Origin of the sequence: Pseudomonas profundi, assembly GCF_008638305.1 — a bacterium.
Taxonomy (GTDB): Bacteria; Pseudomonadota; Gammaproteobacteria; order Pseudomonadales; family Pseudomonadaceae; genus Halopseudomonas; species Halopseudomonas profundi.
Map to the genome: position 1 here is coordinate 13,876 of NZ_VTPZ01000017.1, position 19,072 is coordinate 32,947.

At 55.5% G+C, this 19,072-nt stretch carries 16 protein-coding genes and 2 pseudogenes; 9 read left to right on the forward strand and 9 right to left on the reverse strand.

Annotation, left to right across the window (positions count from 1 at the left end; all coding sequences use genetic code 11):
* Positions 1-206: 206 nt before the first annotated feature.
* Positions 207-641 carry a hypothetical protein gene (locus FZE95_RS17745; protein WP_150302162.1) on the forward strand — a complete coding sequence of 145 codons (435 nt, stop codon included), beginning with the start codon at positions 207-209 and terminating at the stop codon, positions 639-641.
* A gap of 12 nt (positions 642-653) precedes the next feature.
* The gene (locus tag FZE95_RS17750) at positions 654-1,403 is read left to right on the forward strand and encodes an MBL fold metallo-hydrolase (RefSeq protein WP_150302163.1); all 750 of its coding nucleotides are present in this window, start codon (positions 654-656) and stop codon (positions 1,401-1,403) included.
* A gap of 73 nt (positions 1,404-1,476) precedes the next feature.
* Here FZE95_RS17750 and FZE95_RS17755 read toward each other — a convergent pair.
* The 6 genes and pseudogenes from FZE95_RS17755 to FZE95_RS17780 form a co-directional block, all read right to left on the reverse strand.
* Positions 1,477-1,877 (reverse strand): annotated as a pseudogene (locus tag FZE95_RS17755) (transposase); the annotation flags it as partial.
* Positions 1,878-2,156: 279 nt separating this feature from the next.
* Positions 2,157-2,732: an undecaprenyl diphosphate synthase family protein gene (locus FZE95_RS17760; protein ID WP_223825119.1), complete on the reverse strand. Its 576-nt coding sequence runs from the start codon at positions 2,730-2,732 to the stop codon at positions 2,157-2,159.
* A gap of 256 nt (positions 2,733-2,988) precedes the next feature.
* Positions 2,989-3,438, reverse strand: coding sequence for a DUF411 domain-containing protein (locus tag FZE95_RS17765; protein ID WP_150302164.1), 450 nt, complete (start codon positions 3,436-3,438; stop codon positions 2,989-2,991).
* Positions 3,428-4,111, reverse strand: coding sequence for a c-type cytochrome (locus tag FZE95_RS17770; RefSeq protein ID WP_150302165.1), 684 nt, complete (start codon positions 4,109-4,111; stop codon positions 3,428-3,430). The genes FZE95_RS17765 and FZE95_RS17770 overlap by 11 nt, the downstream gene beginning before the upstream one ends.
* 9 nt (positions 4,112-4,120) lie before the next feature.
* Positions 4,121-5,116, reverse strand: a complete 996-nt coding sequence (locus FZE95_RS17775) for a copper resistance protein B (protein ID WP_223825120.1) — start codon at positions 5,114-5,116, stop codon at positions 4,121-4,123.
* A 10-nt stretch (positions 5,117-5,126) separates the two neighbouring features.
* Positions 5,127-6,974, reverse strand: a complete 1,848-nt coding sequence (locus FZE95_RS17780) for a copper resistance system multicopper oxidase (RefSeq protein ID WP_150302166.1) — start codon at positions 6,972-6,974, stop codon at positions 5,127-5,129.
* Between the two features lie 462 nt (positions 6,975-7,436).
* Here FZE95_RS17780 and FZE95_RS17785 point away from each other — a divergent pair, with 462 nt between their 5' ends.
* From FZE95_RS17785 to FZE95_RS17800, 4 genes are all read left to right on the forward strand, one after another.
* Complete coding sequence (locus tag FZE95_RS17785; RefSeq protein ID WP_150302167.1) at positions 7,437-9,272, forward strand: copper resistance system multicopper oxidase; 1,836 nt, start codon at positions 7,437-7,439, stop codon at positions 9,270-9,272.
* Positions 9,259-10,176 (forward strand): copper resistance protein B, encoded by a 918-nt coding sequence (locus tag FZE95_RS17790; RefSeq protein ID WP_163981807.1) that lies wholly within the window; start codon positions 9,259-9,261, stop codon positions 10,174-10,176. Before FZE95_RS17785 ends, FZE95_RS17790 begins: the two co-directional genes overlap by 14 nt.
* A gap of 256 nt (positions 10,177-10,432) precedes the next feature.
* Positions 10,433-11,893: a vitamin K epoxide reductase family protein gene (locus FZE95_RS17795; protein WP_223825121.1), complete on the forward strand. Its 1,461-nt coding sequence runs from the start codon at positions 10,433-10,435 to the stop codon at positions 11,891-11,893.
* A 36-nt stretch (positions 11,894-11,929) separates the two neighbouring features.
* Positions 11,930-12,928, forward strand: a complete 999-nt coding sequence (locus FZE95_RS17800) for an SDR family oxidoreductase (RefSeq protein ID WP_150302169.1) — start codon at positions 11,930-11,932, stop codon at positions 12,926-12,928.
* Between the two features lie 61 nt (positions 12,929-12,989).
* On the opposite strand, the gene FZE95_RS17805 is transcribed toward FZE95_RS17800, so the two are convergent.
* A complete protein-coding gene (locus FZE95_RS17805; RefSeq protein ID WP_163981809.1) occupies positions 12,990-14,783 on the reverse strand; it encodes a glycoside hydrolase family 15 protein in 1,794 nt (597 codons plus the stop codon).
* 383 nt (positions 14,784-15,166) lie between these two features.
* On the opposite strand from FZE95_RS17805, the gene FZE95_RS17810 reads away from it, so the two are divergent.
* The 3 genes from FZE95_RS17810 to FZE95_RS17820 all read left to right on the forward strand — a co-directional run bounded on the left by FZE95_RS17810 (position 15,167) and on the right by FZE95_RS17820 (position 16,987).
* Complete coding sequence (locus tag FZE95_RS17810; RefSeq protein WP_150302171.1) at positions 15,167-15,496, forward strand: four-helix bundle copper-binding protein; 330 nt, start codon at positions 15,167-15,169, stop codon at positions 15,494-15,496.
* 153 nt (positions 15,497-15,649) lie between these two features.
* Entirely contained in the window at positions 15,650-16,333 is a 684-nt protein-coding gene (locus tag FZE95_RS17815) for a heavy metal response regulator transcription factor (RefSeq protein ID WP_150302172.1), read from the forward strand.
* A gap of 321 nt (positions 16,334-16,654) precedes the next feature.
* Positions 16,655-16,987 carry a DUF2790 domain-containing protein gene (locus FZE95_RS17820; protein WP_150302173.1) on the forward strand — a complete coding sequence of 111 codons (333 nt, stop codon included), beginning with the start codon at positions 16,655-16,657 and terminating at the stop codon, positions 16,985-16,987.
* A 130-nt stretch (positions 16,988-17,117) separates the two neighbouring features.
* Here the strand turns inward: FZE95_RS17820 and FZE95_RS20155 are convergent.
* Both FZE95_RS20155 and FZE95_RS17825 read right to left on the reverse strand, forming a co-directional pair.
* Positions 17,118-17,366 (reverse strand): annotated as a pseudogene (locus FZE95_RS20155) (hypothetical protein); the annotation flags it as partial.
* Positions 17,367-17,467: 101 nt separating this feature from the next.
* A complete protein-coding gene (locus FZE95_RS17825; RefSeq protein WP_150302174.1) occupies positions 17,468-18,844 on the reverse strand; it encodes a heavy metal sensor histidine kinase in 1,377 nt (458 codons plus the stop codon).
* Positions 18,845-19,072 lie beyond the last annotated feature (228 nt).

The following is a 19,072-nucleotide window of genomic DNA, read 5'->3' on the forward strand; positions in this document are numbered from 1 at the left end:
CACACCGCTGGAAATGGATAGATTTGACAATACATTATACTAGTATATATTACGATATATTGATATATCGTTTTAAACAGCTATCCTCGTCCTTGCGCTTAGAGGAAGTCGACGCGCAACCCAGCTTCGATTTGTGCAGGGGCTGTTTCATCTTCCTTTCACAGCGCCCAGGCACAGCTAACCAAGGCATACTTCTGGAGTCGGTCATGACATCTAGCCATCAGAACATCGCAACGGGCAACCAAGCAGATCGAGTTCGTAGCTCAACGTCCCCCGGCCTCAATCGCACGGTTGATCGCCAAACGGATGAAAATATTCAGCAGTTCAGCCGCCTTGATCGTCGCGCAATCTCCCAACGAATCGATGCTCTGGACCTCGAGTGGGACGTCGAGCGCGTGCTCGAAGTCAATGCATCAACGCTCGCGCTGTCCGGGCTCGTGCTCGGGCTTACGGTGAGTAAAAGATGGTTCCTGTTACCTGGGGTCGTGCTCCCCTTCTTACTGCAACACGGCTTGCAGGGCTGGTGCCCGCCGCTTTCGATTCTGCGCCGCCTGGGTGTTCGTACACGTGGCGAGATCGACCGAGAGAAGTTTGCGTTGCTTGAGGCTCTGGAACACCCGCCGCTAAATACTCACCACTAAACGAGTGTCATCATGATATTCCGCCAGTTGTTCGAGCCCGTGTCTTCTACCTATACCTACTTGCTTGGCTGCGAAGACACTGGGCAGGCGGTGCTCATTGATCCCGTCATTTCCATGATGGATCGCGACCTGACTGTACTGGCCGAACTGGATCTGAAGCTTGCCTATACGCTGGACACCCATATACATGCCGATCACATCACCGCGGCGCTGGAGCTAAAGAAAAAAACGGGCTGCCTAACCGCGGCCCCAGCCATGGATCAGTTGCCCTGCACGGATGTAGGCGTTCAAGACGGCACACGCCTCGTGGTCGGCACTCTCAACTTCATGCCGCTGCACACACCTGGACATACAGACGGGCACTTCGCCTATCTGCTTGAGAACCGCCTGTTCAGCGGTGACGCCCTGCTCATTGACGGGTGCGGCAGAACCGATTTTCAAAATGGCAGTGCCGATGACCTTTTTCGCAGCGTGAAAAACAAGTTGTTCGCTTTGCCGGGCGACACGCTAGTCTACCCGGGGCACGACTACCATGGCCGCCGGGTATCGACTATCGCGCAGGAAAAACAGCGCAACCCTCGGCTAGGCGAAGCGATATCTCTAGAGCGGTTCAAGGAGATCATGGCTGGGTTGAACCTACCGTATCCAAAGTTCATTGATCATGCTGTCCCTGGGAATCGCCAGTGCGGTGTGTGTCCGCCTAACCTGACGGTAAACTTTCGCCATTACTGCGAACAGGTGGAACACAGTCCGCAGGGTTGAGCGAAGGTCAGTTTTGAGTCTATAGCTTGTCGCTACCTGCGGCAGGCCACTGATCAACAGCAAAATCCTAATCCTTGCGCCCCAGCTCGGCGATACGCTTCTTGTCGCCCCGCGCCTGGGCGCGTTCATTCTGAAGTTGCGTCTGGGCAGAGAGCTGGCCACTGATGCACGCCTGCCGCCACGCTTTGACTTGCTCGGGGTACGCCCCTTTGCTGCGGCAGTACTCACTCACCTCGATCTCCGAGAGGGTCGCGGCCTCCAGCACCACCGCGAACTTGGTTTCAGCGGACCAGTCATCGGAGAGTTTCTTGTTTCCTGGCACAACGGCTCCTTCTGCCTTGGTCTGTTTGCGCCAACCATACAGGGTGACTTCGCTGATGCCCTCCTGGCGTGCAACCTCAGTCACGGGCCGGTTCAAGGGAGTAGCAGCGTCTTTAGCAGGGCTAGTTTACGTTCAGGTGAATAACGCGGCAGTACAGAGTTTTGATAAATTCGATCAGGCGACAACTATCCTGACGCCGGGGACGGGGGGACCCCTCCCCGATCGCATCCAGGTCGATGGTCGGCCCCGCGCTGCGGAATGACAACTAGCTTACGGTGTGGTGCCGTGTAAAGTACGCGATGAACTCCTCACCCTTGACGGCGAGATCCTCAGTATCCTGCACACAACCTTCATATAGACTCGGCTTCTTAAGTTTTTCCCGCGGGCCGTCGATGCTATTAACCGCCGAGTGTCTGGTCCTGGTTTTTAAATCAAGCGAGTGCGCCCTCAAAATGGCGTGGTGCAAAGTCTGGCCAATATTCATCCCTGACATAGAAATCCGCATAAACTGATTGCACCGGGAGAAAACCGCTTAATCGCGATCCCCCTCCCCAGCGTACGATTAAATCCAGACGTGAAACTTCATCTGAACGCAGGCCACCGTTTTGAAGACCGGCCAGATCCCATTCCCAACCATAGTTGACAAGTAAATTTACCTTCATTCCGACACCTTGGCGCTGCCGATATTCTTTTAATTCCCCGGGAAATTGTGCCGAGGTCTCATCGCCGACAACAAGAAGCGCGGCTCCCCGGCGTACGATCTCTAAAGCGAATGTAACGGTGGCCTCGCTGAAGGCCGTTTTCTGAATGGAAGGCCGCTTGGTGTCGTCCTGGGTGAAGCAGAAGATTGACGTTTCCTTGATCCCGCATTCTTTACATTTCTCGTACAACAACAATCCTGGGTCGATACCATGAATATATCCCGCTTCTTTGGGCAGGTCGTGGTCCAGAGCCCAGAGCCCAGAGCCCAGAGACGGTTTCCATCGGGGATGAAACCGACATGACACGGAGTATTATTTTTCGCCATTGCAAACACCCTCTCAATATCCCGCAAACTGTCAAATAGAGATTCATCTCAATAGTCGGTCGGCTATTGCAAGACCCAGCGGGGAAGGCTTAACGTGAACGTGAAGGCGCACCCGATCCAAGGCCTGTTACTGACAGTTAAGACGACATTTCTAAGGGGCGGAGCATTGCCCCACTGCTAGTGTTGGTTGTCACAGCAGGCTTTTTATCCTTCCAGCTTGCTCAACTCGCCAGGTATCAAGGATAGTTCGCTATGACCTTTTCCCCTCCTGCGCTCACACCGATCACCTTATACGGGTGGACAATCCCTGGAACCTCCATGCCAGGCGACCCCGCTGGCATTCCAGGTACCGCAATGCCTTGCAAGTCGGAGCGTTTCGACAATTCAGTAACCTGCGCAGCCGGTACATGACCTTCAATGAACTTGCCATTCAGAGTGGCTGTGTGGCACGAAGCGAGGTGGCGAGGGACACCCAGTTTGCGCTTGACCGCCATCATGTCCTGCTCGACGTGATCAATGACCTGAAAGCCTTGTTCTTCCATATAGGAGACCCAGCTTTTACAGCAACCGCAGTTGGCGTCCCGATGGACTTCTATGGCTGGTTGTGGCGCTGCTGCGTGGGCCGTTGCCGTCGCGAAGAATAACGTTGCGATCGCTAGTCGAACTTTGCTGAATTTAATGTTCATGTACGTGTTCCTTGCCGTCGGCATGGATGTGTTGAGTAGACTTAACTGGGGAAGACTGGTCGGTTTCGACCGCACCATGGTGATCGCTGGCGTGGCCAGTCTCGGCGGCGTCGCCGTTATGGTGGTCCCCACGCTGAGAGGTCTCACCCCCGCCATGCTGATGGCCGCCGCTTGATGCGACCAGCGACTGATATTGATCAGCATCAAGGGTCGGAAGCTGCTGTATGAAAGCAACCATGTCCCAGATGTACTGGTCTTGCATGCTTTTGCCCCAGGCAGGCATACCGGTAGCTTTGATTCCATGTTTGATGACCCAGAACGTTCTGCCCGGATTACCTGCGAGTCCTGCAGTGGCCAGATTCGGTGGCGCCGGATATAACCCATTACTGAGTTCGGTTGGCGCAGCTCCAGGAGACAAATGGCATGTAGCGCACATGGAATCATAGTTCCCCGCACCAGCACGAATCAGCTCCTGGCCTGCGAGATCAGGCACCTTTATAACCTGAGCACGCGCTTCGATTGAGCGGTCTCGCGCCGTAACGAGAAATGCATGAACCGGCGCTGAGTGTGGATCGTCAGCACCAACGTTAATCAACCCAAAGTACACAACGCCGGCCACACCAACCACAGCCACTGCACCCGCTACTGCCAACGCCCCTATTACTCTTTTCATTTGCTTTCCCTAGAACCACATCCGAACGCCAGCGACGAAGCGGGCCTCGTCAATATCTTCCCCTTCATCGCGAGCGAAGTCGGCGGTATTTCCATACGAACGACCCCAGCTAACCCCGATATAAGGGGCGAACTCACGCACAATCTCATAGCGCAGGCGCAACCCAAGTTCTGTATCGGCCAAGCCTGAGCCAGCGCCGCGCACTGAATCGTTTTTGCCGTAGAAGTTCATCTCAGCGGTGGGCTGGAGTATCAGGCGGTTGGTCAGCAGGATGTCATACTCCCCTTCCAGGCGGGCAGCGGTCTGCCCGCCCTCGCCAATAAAGGCAGTCGCTTCTGCTTCAAACCCGTAAAGCGCCATGCCCTGTATGCCAAATGCACCCCAGGTCTGGGGCGAGCCCGGCTTGAAATCCTGCCGTACACCGGCGACCACGTCCCACCAGGGACCAATGGAATGCCCCCAGAGCGCCTGGATCTCAGCGTCCTCAGTCACGCCGTTGGTACGCTCGCCCTCGGAGCGCAGCCACAAGCGATTAACGTCCCCGCCCCACCATCCCAACAGTTCCCAGCTGAGGGCACTGCCCTCATCGGCATGCTGGTATTCCAATTGGTCGAAAAGCAAAAAGGCGAAGGGCATTTTGTCATGCACCGTATGCCCCTGGATTGCCGGGAACGCCGCTTCGCGGTCAGCATTGGTAAGAGCAGGTAGGAGCGGCGGACCGGCTATGCCGTTGACGTTATGGACCGCCCTGTGGTCCATTTGGCCGTGATTCATCGAACCATGATCCATTGAGTCCTGGTTCGTCGGCTGCGCCTGACCGTGGTCCATGGAATCCATGCTGTCATGGTCCATCGAGCCGTGCTCCATGGATGAGTGATCCATCGTCTGAGCATTCGCCAAGCCGGCGGTCACTGTACTGAGCGAGACAGCCAAAGCCAGCAAGGCGGGACGTACAAACCTGTTGCTGTTGACCCGCATTCCCGTCGGCCTGATCAAAGCGTTCATAGCGTCTCCTTTATTCATCCACTCGTACCTCACGAAACATGCCCATTTCCATGTGAAACAGCAGGTGACAATGGTAAGCCCAGCGGCCGAGCGCATCGGCGGTGACGCGGTAACTGCGCTTCGAGCCAGGCGGCATGTCGATGGTGTGCTTACGCACCACGAAGTTACCGTGCTCATCCTCAAGATCGCTCCACATGCCGTGGAGGTGAATGGGGTGAGTCATCATGGTGTCGTTGACCAACGTGATTCGAACCCGCTCACCGTATTTGAGGCGCAGCGGTTCGGCGTCCGAAAATTCAATACCGTCGAACGACCAGGAAAATTTTTCCATGTGTCCTGTGAGGTGCAGTTCGATCGTTCTGCCGGGCTCGCGGCCGTCCGGGTCGGGGAAGGTGCTTTTCAGGTCGGCATAGGTCAGGGTTCGGCGTCCGTTGTCGCGTAGCCCAATACCCGGATCGTCCAATTTGTGCGTCGGCGTCATGGTCTGCATATCGACCAGCGGATTGTCCTTTTCAGAGACTGGGTGCGATTGCATCGCTCCCATCCCAGCCATTTCTCCGTGATCCATACCCGCCATCTGCCCATGGTCCATGCCGGCCATCTTGCTGTGATCCATTCCACCCATGTCGTCTTGCATCTGCCCATGATCCATGCCCGACATGTTGCTATGGTCCATTGTGGCCATCTCGCCCTGCATGCCGCCATGGTCCATTCCAGCCATGCCTCCCATGCTGCCGTGGTCCATACCCATATCGCTCATGCTGATCTCGGGGCGTGGATCAGTCTCGGGTACCGGGGCGCTCAGGCCATCCCGAACGGCCAAGGTACCGCGGGCAAAACCTGTACGGTCCATGGACTGGGCGAAGATGGTGTACGCCTCCTCGGCGATGGGCTCGACGATCACGTCGTAGGTCTCGGCCACCGCTATACGAAACTCATCAACACTGACCGGGTCCACGTGCAAGCCGTCCGCGGCGACTACGGTCATTTTCAACCCTGGAATACGCACGTCGAAATAGCTCATAGCCGAGCCGTTGATAAAGCGCAGCCGCAGCTTCTCGCCCGGCTTGAACAAGCCGGTCCAGTTGCCGTTGGGAGCCTGGCCATTCATGAGGTAGGTGTAGGTATAGCCGCTGATATCAGCGAGATCAGTTGGACTCATTTTCATCTGCGCCCACATCTTGCGGTCAGCAACCGTAGCGCCCCAGCCCTTCTCCTTTACATCGCTGATGAAATCGCCAACGGTTCGTTTGTTGAAGTTGTAGTAATCCGACTGTTTCTTCAGCTTGGCCATGACTTCATCTGACGTCTCATCGGTCCAGTCAGTCAGCATTACGACATAGTCGCGGTCATACTCGAATGGCTCCGGCTCCCGGGCATCAATCACCAAGGGCCCATAGACGCCTGCCTGTTCCTGAAAGCCTGAGTGGCTGTGATACCAGTAGGTACCGTTCTGATTGACCTGAAACTTGTACTCGTACATGCCGTCCGGTGCGATGCCATGAAAGCTCAAGCCGGGAACGCCGTCCATATTCGCCGGCAGGATAATGCCGTGCCAGTGAATGGAGGTGTCTTCGCTGAGCCGGTTCGCAACGCGCAACGTAACAGTGTCACCTTCACGCCAGCGCAACAGCGGGCCGGGAATAGTGCCATTGATGGTCATTGCGGTTCGAGGGGCGCCCGTAATGTTCACTGTCGTTTCGCCAATAAACAGATCGAATTCAGTGCCGGTCAGCACACTGGGTTGCCCCGGACTGGTCACCGCCCAGACCGGCGAGCGCCACAAGCCAAGGCCTCCGAACAGGCTGGTAGCGACTAACCCTTTGACGAAGGTCCGTCTTGAAGTTTTGTATGGCATGCGAATGTATCCCGTCGTCAAAAAATCGGTGCTGAAAAATCATGGTCGGTTTGCCAGGTTGTTCTCGGCACTTCGACCCTGTTGCCAATGTGCCATATCCCGATACGAGCCGTGATTACATTTATGTAAGGTGCGATGAGCCAATAAAAAAAGGCGCCCTAAGGCGCCTAAAGCATCTCTTTTGAAGGAGCGGAACGCGAAGAGATGAAGGATCAACACATAAGACGGAACAACACGCCTCACAAATAACCATACACGGGATAAGTTAACTGGAGGCTGAAGCGAACATTACAATTTTGTCAGGTTCATGATTCTAGAAAAACTTTCCCACGATATGCCCGTCGACTGAACGGAGCGTGCAACTGATAAATGCTGGTCATTTGCGCAGTCAGTTAAATGAACCAGCGCAGCAACTAGCCAATTGGCCATAAGTGCCCATTTCCGACCCGAAGGGAAACGCAGATGACCGAAAACTCCAGACCGACCCCGCGCGCGGCCATGACCCGCCGAGATTTTCTCATAAAGACGGGCTCTTTGACGCTCGCCGGTTACTTGGCTTTGGGCCGACCCGCCTGGGCTAATGGTCTCGCGCTCCCGAGCGCAGGTGAGTTCGGCGAGCTGGTCGCTACCGATACTGGCGGTATCGACCTGTATCTGGAAGAACGCGATTTGCTGGTCGGGGGCAAACCCGGTCGTGCTATCACGATCAATGGCTCCTTTCCAGGCCCCACGATCCACATGCGAGAAGGCGCCGAAGCATTGATTCGAGTCCATAACCGCTTGGCGGAATCAACATCAATTCATTGGCATGGGGTTTTGCTGCCCTTTGATATGGATGGAGTGCCCGGCATCAGCTTCGCTGGTATTCCGGCGGGCGAAACCTTCACCTACCGTTTTCCTGTCCGCCAGAATGGGACCTTCTGGTATCACAGCCACTCCGGCTTCCAGGAACAACGCGGCCACTACGGTCAGCTAATCATAGAGCCGGCCAAACCCGATCCCATTGATTACGATGTTGAGTACTCCGTTATCTTGTCGGACTGGACGTTTACAGCCCCCCACACGGTTTTTCGCAAGCTCAAGACGATTGAGGGCTACTTCAACTTCCAGCGGCCGACACTAGCGAACATTGATGACCAAATGCAGGCAACTGGCATGACGTTGGAAGAGGTAATTGCCAAGCGGCTGGCGTGGCAGCGTATGCGCATGGACCCCACCGACATCGCCGATATTACCGGTGCGACTTACCGTTTTTTGATGAACGGCAAAACAACGGAAGAGAACCCAACTTTTATTGCCAAGCCTGGTCAGCGCATTCGTCTGCGGATCGTGAACGCTTCGGCGCAAACCTATTATGACGTTCGCATTCCCGGCCTGCCAATGACGGTGGTTCAAGCCGACGGACAGAATATCAAGCCTGTCGAAACCGATGAGTTTCGCATCGCTGTCGCAGAGACCTACGATGTGATTGTAACCATGCCTGACGATCAAGCTTACACGTTATTCGCCGAAGCCATGGACCGTAGCGGCGCGACTCGAGGGACGCTGGCTCCACAGCCCGGAATGTCAGCGGCCATACCGGAGCTGCGACGCCGGCCCATGTTAACCATGGCCGATATGGGCATGATGGGAGGGGGAATGAAAGGCATGGAAGGGGAAAATCACAATGGACATGCAAGCAAGGACACGCAAACCTCACCCCGCAGCGGAAATGAGTTGCCTACCGAAAACCTGGTGGAGCGCATCAAGCACGGCCCGGACGAGCACGGCCCTGCCAGCATCACCATGGCCCAAACCGCCAACCGCCGCCTGGATTATCCGGGAGCCGGACTCGGCGATGATGGTTGGCGGGTACTTACCTATAGCCAGCTTCGAGCGCTGGAACGTCCGGTCCTTCGGCGGCCACCAACTCGGGAATTCGATCTACACCTGACCGGCAACATGAGCAAGTTTATCTGGGGTTTTGACGGCAAAAAGTGGTCAGAGTCAGACATGATCCGTTTTCAGCATGGCGAGCGGCTGCGAATCAACATGATCAATGACACCATGATGAGCCACCCGATCCATTTGCACGGCATGTGGATGGACCTGTACGCCGGTGGTGACCTCGATACCAATCCCCGCAAGCACACAGTCAACGTACAGCCAGCTGAGTTACTGACTGTAGACATTACCGCCGACGCGCCGGGACAGTGGGCCTTTCATTGCCATCTTCTTTATCATATGGAGGCAGGAATGTTCCGCACGGTTGCTGTCGTCCGTTCGCTGGATGGAGGGTCTATCGATGCTGACGCCTAATCTCCGCCTCTTTGCGATGATCGCCACGACCGTTCTGTTGATACCCAGCGCGGCTCATGCCCAGAACAAGCATGACATGCCGACCACAGCAAACCGTCCTGATCACCAGCAATCCGCCCAGCAGCACGAAGAGACACCTCCCCCTGACCTCGAAGTTCCGCCACTGCCTGGAGGCATGACGCTGGAGGAGGTATTCGACTATAGCAACAGCGAACCACCCTCCGATTTTCCCGATCCAGTGCCCGACGACCAGCTTTTTGCTTTCGCTCTGTTCGACCAGCTTGAATACCGCGTGCCGGATGATAACGCGCGGGACCGCCTGGGTTGGGACGCCCAAGGCTGGATCGGAGGCGACATCAACAAGTTCTGGTGGAAAAGCGAAGGTGAGGCGATTTTCGAAGGAACGGACGAAGGCGAAAGCGAAAATGACTTTCTTTATTCTCGGTTGATCACGCCATTTTGGAATGTGCAAACCGGCGTTCAATATGCCAATGAGTGGGTCACCGATGATGAATATAATGACCGCTGGTCTTACGTGCTGGGTTTGCAGGGCATGGCGCCCTATCAGTTCGAATTGGATAATTCGTTATATGTCTCGGAAGACGGCGATGTGACATTTGAGACTGAGGGCGAGTATGACGTTCGAATCACCCAACGGCTGGTCCTACAGCCCCGCGTCGGGTTGACCTTTTCTGCACAAACCATTTCTGAACGCAATCTCGGGTCCGGACTGACCGAGGCCGACGTCGATCTGCGTTTGCGTTACGAGATCAAGCGAGAGCTTGCGCCCTATATCGGCCTCCGTTATCACTCCCTCGTCGGCGAAACCGAAAACATCGCCGAAGCCGCCGGAGAGAGAACTGAGCAATGGTTATTCCTCGCGGGCTTGCGCTTGGCGTTTTAGTTGAACGGCTTCGCTGGAGCTAGCGTGAGATATGTCATGACAGTCCTGAGAGTAACGGTGAGACACGCAGGCCACGCAACCTCTGCTTCTGGGCTGTGCCGGCAGTGCTGCCGCGCTGACCGGCTTACTCATTCTTTCCGGTTGAGACCGCCGCGAGCGTTTAGAGGACGAGTATGAGTCCTTAATTAAAATCGCCCTTTAGTGCGCAGACATTCTAGCCGCCTTGGAACAACACTCACTGCAGGAGACGAGATATATGGAGCATCAAGGGGAATATCTACGCCAGGGCGGTATGTCTTCCGATATGGATATGGATACGCACATGCAAATGATGGAGCGGCGGCATGTCGCGACACTATGGTGCCACTTCGTCAATGTATTGCTCGGCCTGTGGGTGCTTAGCGCGCCCTTCATCTTTGGCTACATGAACATTGCACCCAGTGATCTTGACCTGCCGCGCCTGGCAGCCGAGCGTGATTTGCCCGCAGTCGCCACTCGCGCGTTGCTGATGACCTGGAACGACGTGATTAGCGGCGGGCTGATCGTGTTGTTCGCGGTCCTGTCGCTCAAGCGGATCAGCTGGGCGCAATGGGCCAACACGGTCGTGGGGCTGTGGCTGATGTTTGCGCCGTTGCTGTTTTGGACGCCATCCCCGGCGAGTTACGGCAATGCCTTGCTGGTCGGTGGTCTGGTGATCGCCTTCTCTACTTTGGTTCCGATGATGCCGGGCATGAGCATGCAGGGCATGATGCAGAAGGCTGCGGTGCCGCCGGGATGGGATTACAATCCTTCGACCTGGCTACAACGCCTGCCTATCGCCATATTCGCCGTCATTGGCATTCTTCTCGCGCGCTATCTTACCGCATACCAGCTTGGCCATACCTCGAATGCCTGGGACCCCTTTTTCGGTTCTGAACCTAACGGCACAGAGACAATCATTACATCGGACATGTCGCGTGCCTGGCCTGTGTCCGATGCAGGAATCGGTGTGATGGCCTATATGATCGAACTGCTCATGGCGGTGATGGGCGATGCCCGGCGATGGCGCACCATGCCATGGATGGTCGCGGCGTTCGGCGTGGTAGTAGTGCCTCTTGGCGTGATAAGCATTTTCTTCATCATTGCCCAGCCGATTTTCATCGGGACCTGGTGCACTCTGTGCCTGGCTCAGGCGTTAGCCATGTTGGTGATGATGCCTTACGCACTGGATGAGCTGGTCGCCATGGGCCAGTTCCTCAAGGATGCGCGGCGCCGCGGCAAGCCTTTCTGGAAGACCTTCTTCAAGGGCGATGCGATGGATGGCGCGCGTGAGGACAACACGCCGGAGTTCGAGGGCAGTCTTTCCTCAATGACTCTCAAGGGTCTGCGCGGAGTTAACCTGCCCTGGGGGCTCACGCTGCTGTGCATTCTAGGCGTTTGGTTGATGTTCACCCGGTTGATTTTCGGCACAGAGGGGCCCATGGCCAACAGCGACCATCTGATGGGCTCCCTGCTGATCACCGTCTCAGTGCTGGCCTTGGCAGAAATAGCTCGGCCGCTGCGGTTTCTTAACCTGCCGATCGGCCTTTGGCTGTTGGCCTCGCCCTGGTTCCTTGCAGGCGCGGAGCTGGCCGCTACGATTGGCAGTTTGGTCGCGGGCCTGTTGGTAATAGTGCTTAGCCTTCCCAGAGGACCGATTCATCACCGCTACGCTGGCTGGAACGCGCTGTTGCGCTAAGCCTGTGCGACTGCCTTTATGGTTAAGGAATAAAACATGACCGACCGCGCAAAAACCGCCGTGATTTGTGGCGGAACCGCAGGTGTAGGACGAGCGACTGCTCTTGCGCTTGCGCAAGCCGGCTTTCGCGTCGCAGTGATCGCTCGCGGCGAAGAAGGACTGGCCGGCACCCGGGCCGAACTGGACGCAGCAGGCGCCGTGGTACTGGCGATATCCGCAGATGTTGCCGACGCCGAAGCGGTCGATAAGGCCGCCGATCGGATCGAGGCGGAGCTGGGTCCGATCGAGATATGGGTCAATGCTGCCATGGCTACGGTGTTCGGCCCGGTCAACAAAATCAGCGCGGCAGAATACAAGCGGGTTACCGAGGTGACGTATCTCGGTTTCGTTCATGGCACCCTGGCCGCGTTGCGCTTTATGGAAAAACGCAACCGAGGCACCATCATTCAGGTGGGCTCGGCCCTCTCCTATCGAGCGATACCCTTGCAGTCGGCCTACTGCGCAGCCAAGTTCGCGATCCGCGGTTTCACCGATTCGTTGCGCTGCGAACTCATTCATACCAATAGCCAGGTGCGGCTGACCATGGTGCAGCTGCCCGCCCACAACACACCGCAATTCGACTGGTCGCGTAATAAGATGCCAAAGCGTCCCCAGCCCGTCCCGCCCATCCATACGCCGGAAGTCGCTGCACGTGCCATCGTTCGTGCAGCGACCGACGCCCCGCGCGAGATTTGGCTGGGACGCGCCTCGCTCCAGGCAATCATCGGCAACATGTTTATGCCAGGTTTGCTAGACCGGATGATGGCCAAACAAGCTTGGAGCGGGCAGTTGACCGGCGAGGCGGCCGATCCCGATCAGCCGGACAACCTGTTCCAGCCGGTAGCGGGACTGCACCGTCTCGAGGGACGCTTTGCCAACCAGGCGAAAGACAAGGCGCTGGGCCTCAGCTCCGCTACGGTAGGCAGGCTGGCCGTGGGCAGTTTGGCGTTAATGACAGCGCTTAGCGTCGCAGTGGTTTTCGCCATCGCCCGTTGAGCCAGTCGGCTTAGCTCCGCTGGCTGAACGGACGCGAGGCAGGTAGCAGGACACCAGTCCTTTAACCAACAGAACCAAGGCTCAGTGCTGCATTAATCAGGCCCACATGTGAAAAGGCCTGTGGCACATTTCCCAGATGCCCGCCACTGCGCGTATCGAATTCCTCGGCGAACAGGCCATGTTCGCCCTTGTGCTCCAATAGCTGTGCATAGAGATCCGCTGCTTCTCGAGGCCGACCGGTTTGCACCAACGCCTCGACCAGCCAAAAGCTGCAAATGAAGAACGCTCCTTCTCGGCCTTCCAGCCCATCCGAGATTTCAGCGGGATAGCGCCGTATTGCGCCCCCTCCTTCGCTAAGCTGTTCCCGAATCATGTCCACGGTATTAACGAAACGAGCATCGCGGCCATCGACGAAGCCAACGCGTGCCAACAGCAGGAGACTGGCGTCCAGTCTCTCGTCATCGAAGGCGCGGATGAAGTGGCTCCCATCGGTACTAAGACCGCGCTGCAAGATCAACTGACGTAGAGCTTCAGCTTGACTGACCCAATTATCCTCATCTCCGCCCAGACCATGGCGGCGCATCAGCCAAAGCGCACGCTGTAGGCCGGCCCAGGCCATGACCTTAGAGTGGACGTAGTGCCGCGGCGCGCTGCGCATTTCCCAGATGCTTTGATCAGGCTCGTGCCAGTGCGCTGCGATGAAGTCCGCAGCGGCGCGCATGTGAGACCAATGTGAGCGCATCGCATCGTCGGCCATGCTATCGCAGATACTAACGCACTCCAGCAACTCGCCATAAATATCCAGCTGAAACTGGCCATCAGCTGCGTTACCCACACGCACCGGCGGCGAACCACGATAGCCGTGGACTCCCTTGATAATCCGTTCCGGTGGCGGGGCATTTCCCTGCACATCGTATAAGACGGCCAGTGGCGTACCATGTCGCTCAATGGTTTGTTGCATCCACTGTGCCCAGCGGTGCGCCTCGTCCCGGCAGCCGAGACCAAACAGCGCGCCGAGTGTCAATCCTGCATCACGAAACCAGGTAAAGCGGTAGTCCCAATTCCGTTCTCCTCCTAGATGTTCGGGCAAGGAAGTCGTCCCTGCCGCCACAACCGCTCCAGTGGGTGCGTAGATCAACAGCTTGAGGCAGATAGCGCTGCGTACGATAGCGGTACGATGCGTAGCGGGGACATCCAACGTTGCGCACCACTTACGCCATGCATCAACGGTTGCAGCAACCTGTACAGGTATGGCATCAAGTGGCAAAGGACGGGCTGGCATATCGTCTTCCAAGGAAACGCTCAGGCAAGCCCCCGCCTGCTCACCTGCCGACACTGACAATGTTCCAGTCCAGCCCTCCCCGTCAGGGCAGAGAAAGCAATCAGCTTGCAGCAGCACCTGCTGCCGTGCGTACACATAGGTCAAACCGTCTGTTGACAGGCTTGCTTCGCCGTCTGCGCTTCCGAAGTCCGGGCGGGGCTCGAACAGCAGGGTAAATTCACAACGACCATCGAGTCCGTCTATCTGCCAAATCAAGCGTTGTTGGTCAGTCGACCCAAGCCACTCCATACACAGTCTAACGCGAGCGTGGCCGGACACGCTTTGCACCTCGAATTCCAGTACTGCAGTCTCGTCCAGGTAACGCATCCGGACATCAGCACCTGGTGAGGACAGCTGAAGTCGACCGCCACGTTGACGATCGAGCAATGGCCAGCTTAGCGGTGCGGCGTCAAAACGCTGGGGACAAAACCATTCAACGTTGCCATCGGGGCCCACTAGTGCCATGGAACGACCATCACCGATTGCCGCCAGCGAAGCAATGTTCGGATAGTCAGACATTTCAGGTTTCGGCATCTGTTTAATCCTCATGTTAGCTCTCATGGTTTTGAAGTGCCGGCCGTCTTTCCCACAATTCTATAGTTACTCTACACTGCCCTGCACAAAGAACGGCGCGTTTGCATTGGGCGCGACTAGAACGCCGAGATTTGAAGAAAGCGCGCCGCGGAGCGCGATAATTTGGCACGGTCAGATAGGCGATACATCCAACCGACACGAACGACTATCGCCCCAATAGCAGTCCTGCAAGCAAGGTATTGGATGAGCGTGTTATTCGCCGAATATTACAATTCTGTCAGACAGATGATTTGATAAAACTTCTCCACTCCCCTTCGGTCGACAAACCTGTGCCCGCCTGGTTTGTCAGGCGGCACACACCTACCTTCACAGTGGAGAAATAAATGATGAATGCCAAGTTTGAATCATGCATCCAAGCCTGTAGCAACTGTGCGATCGCGTGCCAGACGTGTGCCTCTGCGTGCCTTGCCGAAGATGACGTAAAAATGATGGCTCAGTGCATCAAGCTCGACCTGGACTGTGCGGATATCTGCCAACTGGCCGCTAACTTCATGGCCCGAGACAGCGAGTATGCCAAGGAAGTCTGCCGACTCTGTGCTCAGATCTGCCGCGCCTGTGGCGAAGAGTGCAAAAAGCATGAAGCTGATCATTGCCAGCGTTGTGCAGAGGCTTGCCTGGCCTGTGCGGAAGAATGTGAGCGGATGGCTAGTTAATCGCGTGGCGCGTTCGGGTCAATCCCCGACGCGCCAACCCCGTCGAAGCGCTAACATCAACAGTGCTTTAGACACAGCCGATTACATTTCTGAAAGGGAATAGCATCTCCGTGCTGAGATCTGCACAATGAACTATCGCTTAGGAGCTTGATTGTGAAAATCTTAGTCGCAGAAGATGAGCCGAAGACTGGCGTTTACCTGAAACAGGGTTTGACTGAAGCCGGGTTCGTGGTTGACCTGGTCACGAACGGCATCGATGCGGTCCAACAGACCCTTGATGAAGAATATGATTTGCTGGTTCTGGATGTGATGATGCCGGGACTGGATGGCTGGCAGGTGCTTGAGCGGGTGCGTGCAGCTGGTAGTGAAACGCCTGCGCTGTTTCTGACTGCTCGAGATCGGGTGGAAGATAGAGTCAAAGGCCTGGAGCTCGGGGCGGATGATTATCTGACCAAACCCTTTGCGTTCTTCGAGTTGCTGGCTCGGGTGAGATCGCTTCTGCGCCGGGGAAACGGTGCCACCGTCCAAACCACCTTGACCCTCGAAGATCTTCAGGTGGATCTACTCAAGCGAAGAGTAGAGCGCGGTGGAAAGCGCATCGACCTGACTGCCAAGGAATTCATGTTGCTGGAACTCCTACTTCGCCGTCGTGGTGAAGTGTTATCCAAATCGATTATCGCATCGAAGGTATGGGATATTAATTTCGACAGCGACACCAATGTCATTGAGGTCGCTATCCGACGGCTGCGCGCGAAAATCGATGATGACTTTCCGGTCAAATTGATCCACACCGTGCGGGGCATGGGCTACTTTATCGACGGTGCGGAACCTGGCTAGGCTCAATATGTCACTGGAAATGGTAAGCTTGCGGCCGATATCGACCTTTGCGTCTGCCTCGTGCTGCTTCATGGAGCCAATGATCTGCTTGTCTTCGGTGTATCGCGTTTTCTTCATATTGCGATCTCCGTGGTGCTAGGTTAGCTGGAAATCTCATCAAGTTCATGGTGAAAAATTTGGGAGAAAAGTCAGCCCAGGAAAGGCCATCTCAATACGCAATGAGCAGTTTGCGGCTTTATTACGATAATGTAATTTTGACTTCACTTTTATGACAGGTTCCTGGGCTTATATTGTCATCATTACCTTAAGGAGTGATGAGATATGAATAGCATGAGAACTATTGCCGCACTTTCCGTTATGGCCGTTTCTTCTTTTTCCATGGCAGATGGTACTACTGACCGCGTTTATGGCCGCATGATTCAAGCCAACGAAAAGGCCATGCAAGAGTATGCAATTGCTAATGGAAAGAACCCACCAGAGGTCGTACATTACCGTTATGGCATGAAGCTTGATATTGAAAAAGTTGTACACAGGACCTCTACTGATGGCAGCTGCGATGTGATGCCCGCCCAAATGACATACGAAGATTCCAACGGTAATTTGACTATTCTTGAGTACCTGGCAGCCGGGACAAGTTGTCCAAGTCAGAACTAACAGGTTACATCGCGTTGACTGAAATGTAATTTTCAAGCTACTTGAATGTTTTGGCAGGTGGAATTATGGCGCAAGCGCGCACGGTTAAGGCCAGCGCGCTTCGCATAGGCGCCGGACAATGACAAGCTGCCAATAACATGGGGACCACGCCGTCCAGGGTGCCCGCCAGTTGTTCCAGCTTTTGGCATTGCCGCCTGGATCTGCTCCAACTCCTCCTTGGCGTGTTTGTGGATTTTCGAAATCCGCCGGATGAACCTCTCGGCGAAGTGATCCCGAGTTCGCGCCGCATCCAATAGATTAAGACCAGCGTGCAGCGTGCGAATTTTTCAGCTCGGCGACGTCCCGACGCAGATGCTTGGGCAGAGAAGCGGCGGATCTTGGCTGGTTGTGCCAGTCGACACTCAGGGTAACGGTATTGCTTCCGTAGGACCGTCATCGACAATCGCGATGCATCTGGTCGTAGATTGCCTCTCTCGTTAATCATTCTCGAACTGTCGGTAACTTTACCGTAAAAGTAGTAACGCTTTCTGCCGAGTGACAACCGATCGACCCCTTGTGCGCCTCCACGATCGAGCGAGTGATCGCCATCCCTAAGCCCGCATTCAAGGTGCTGCCCTCTCGTCTGGCTGTATCGATGCGGTAGAAGCGATCGAACAGCTTGTCGATATGTTCGTGCGGGATCGTTGGGCCTTGATTGCTCACGCTCAGTTCCACCCATGGGCCAGCTTGCGAGACAGTGAGATCAATTGCTGTGTCTGTCTTTCCATAGCGAACCGCGTTCGACATCACGTTTGAGATCGCCCGGCGTAGCATAAGGTTGTCTCCGCTCACCGGCGTTGGGCCGTTGCTATGAACGACGAGTTTGATCCCTTTTTCGTCGGCGGCATACTCGTAATATTCCAGCACGCTCGAAGCAACCGCAGTCAGGTCGTGATCCTCGAAATCAGGAGTAATCATGCCATTATCCGCTTTGGCGAGAAAAAGCATGTCATCAACCATGCGCGCCATTCGACGCAGCTCTTCAAGGGTCGAGAAAAGAGTGTCCTTGTAGTCGGCATTGTCGCGATCCTTCATCAGCGCTACTTCAGTTTGCGTCAGCATGCTATTGAGCGGGGTCCGCAGTTCATGCGCTATGTCAGCGGAAAAGCCTGATAGACGCACGAAGGACTGGTCCAGTCGCTCAAGCATTGCGTTGAAGTTATCGACGAGTTCGTGCAGTTCAGTGGGTACTGACTCAGTTGAGATTCGGGTATCCAGACAATTAGCAGTGATGATGGAAGACGTTCTGGATAGCTTGGATATTGGCTTCAGCCCCCTGCGAATGAAGGCGAAGCCAAGCGCACCACTTAAAATCGCACTGACCACGAGCGTGTAAATGAACCACTGCCGGATCATTTCATAAAAATGCGTGCGATGCGTAACATCGAGTGCCAAGTGGATTGTCTCTGCGTCCCCGTCGGCCCAGCCTGCGATCCTTTTTGTAATTCCGCTGTAGCGGTTGGGTCCAACATCAATCAGCCACCGGTCGTCCTGGCTGGGGCTTATCAATGACACCATCTTTTCGGACAGGTTGTGATGGGAATAGATCACTTGGTCTCCGGCCAGGATCGCGGCAGCGAAGCCAAAAGAGGTGTCGATCAGTCGATCAATGTCCGAAACCATCGAAGGGTCCAACCCGCTCCCGCGCGTCAGGATGGCTTCCAGCGCGGAAACCTTGCGGTCAAGAAGCTGCGCATCTTGTCTGTCGAAATGAAGACGACAAAAATAGTCGAAGCTGACGGCGGCGAGACTCAGCACTGCTGTCACCACGATTACAAAAAGAAGCGCCATCCTGCCGCGTAATGACAACCTGCTCATTGCTGCCTCTCGTTAAGTATTGAGCCAAAAGTGAAGATACATCTTATCCTAAACCCTGCGCTGGGGTTCAGCTTGTATACGAGTAGTCTTGAGGGCCCGTGGTATCAAAGTTATTTTGGTATTTCTAATGAGTCGCCCTTGCCTGAACGATTTTCGCTATTTGGCGGCCTAAATTGCCGGAACGTCATTCATGACTTGCGCAAAGTGATGCAAACTGCTAACGCAATA

Bases quoted from the DNA above. Each gene is read 5' to 3' on its own strand.
- FZE95_RS17795 (WP_223825121.1), top strand. From the start codon at position 10,433: ATGGAGCATCAAGGGGAATATCTACGCCAGGGCGGTATGTCTTCCGAT.
- FZE95_RS17800 (WP_150302169.1), top strand. From the start codon at position 11,930: ATGACCGACCGCGCAAAAACCGCCGTGATTTGTGGCGGAACCGCAGGT.
- FZE95_RS17805 (WP_163981809.1), bottom strand. From the start codon at position 14,783: ATGCCGAAACCTGAAATGTCTGACTATCCGAACATTGCTTCGCTGGCG.
- FZE95_RS17780 (WP_150302166.1), bottom strand. From the start codon at position 6,974: ATGCCATACAAAACTTCAAGACGGACCTTCGTCAAAGGGTTAGTCGCT.
- FZE95_RS17825 (WP_150302174.1), bottom strand. From the start codon at position 18,844: ATGAGCAGGTTGTCATTACGCGGCAGGATGGCGCTTCTTTTTGTAATC.
- FZE95_RS17775 (WP_223825120.1), bottom strand. From the start codon at position 5,116: ATGAACGCTTTGATCAGGCCGACGGGAATGCGGGTCAACAGCAACAGG.
- FZE95_RS17820 (WP_150302173.1), top strand. From the start codon at position 16,655: ATGAATAGCATGAGAACTATTGCCGCACTTTCCGTTATGGCCGTTTCT.
- FZE95_RS17765 (WP_150302164.1), bottom strand. From the start codon at position 3,438: ATGAACATTAAATTCAGCAAAGTTCGACTAGCGATCGCAACGTTATTC.
- FZE95_RS17750 (WP_150302163.1), top strand. From the start codon at position 654: ATGATATTCCGCCAGTTGTTCGAGCCCGTGTCTTCTACCTATACCTAC.
- FZE95_RS17770 (WP_150302165.1), bottom strand. From the start codon at position 4,111: ATGAAAAGAGTAATAGGGGCGTTGGCAGTAGCGGGTGCAGTGGCTGTG.
- FZE95_RS17810 (WP_150302171.1), top strand. From the start codon at position 15,167: ATGATGAATGCCAAGTTTGAATCATGCATCCAAGCCTGTAGCAACTGT.
- FZE95_RS17745 (WP_150302162.1), top strand. From the start codon at position 207: ATGACATCTAGCCATCAGAACATCGCAACGGGCAACCAAGCAGATCGA.
- FZE95_RS17785 (WP_150302167.1), top strand. From the start codon at position 7,437: ATGACCGAAAACTCCAGACCGACCCCGCGCGCGGCCATGACCCGCCGA.
- FZE95_RS17790 (WP_163981807.1), top strand. From the start codon at position 9,259: ATGCTGACGCCTAATCTCCGCCTCTTTGCGATGATCGCCACGACCGTT.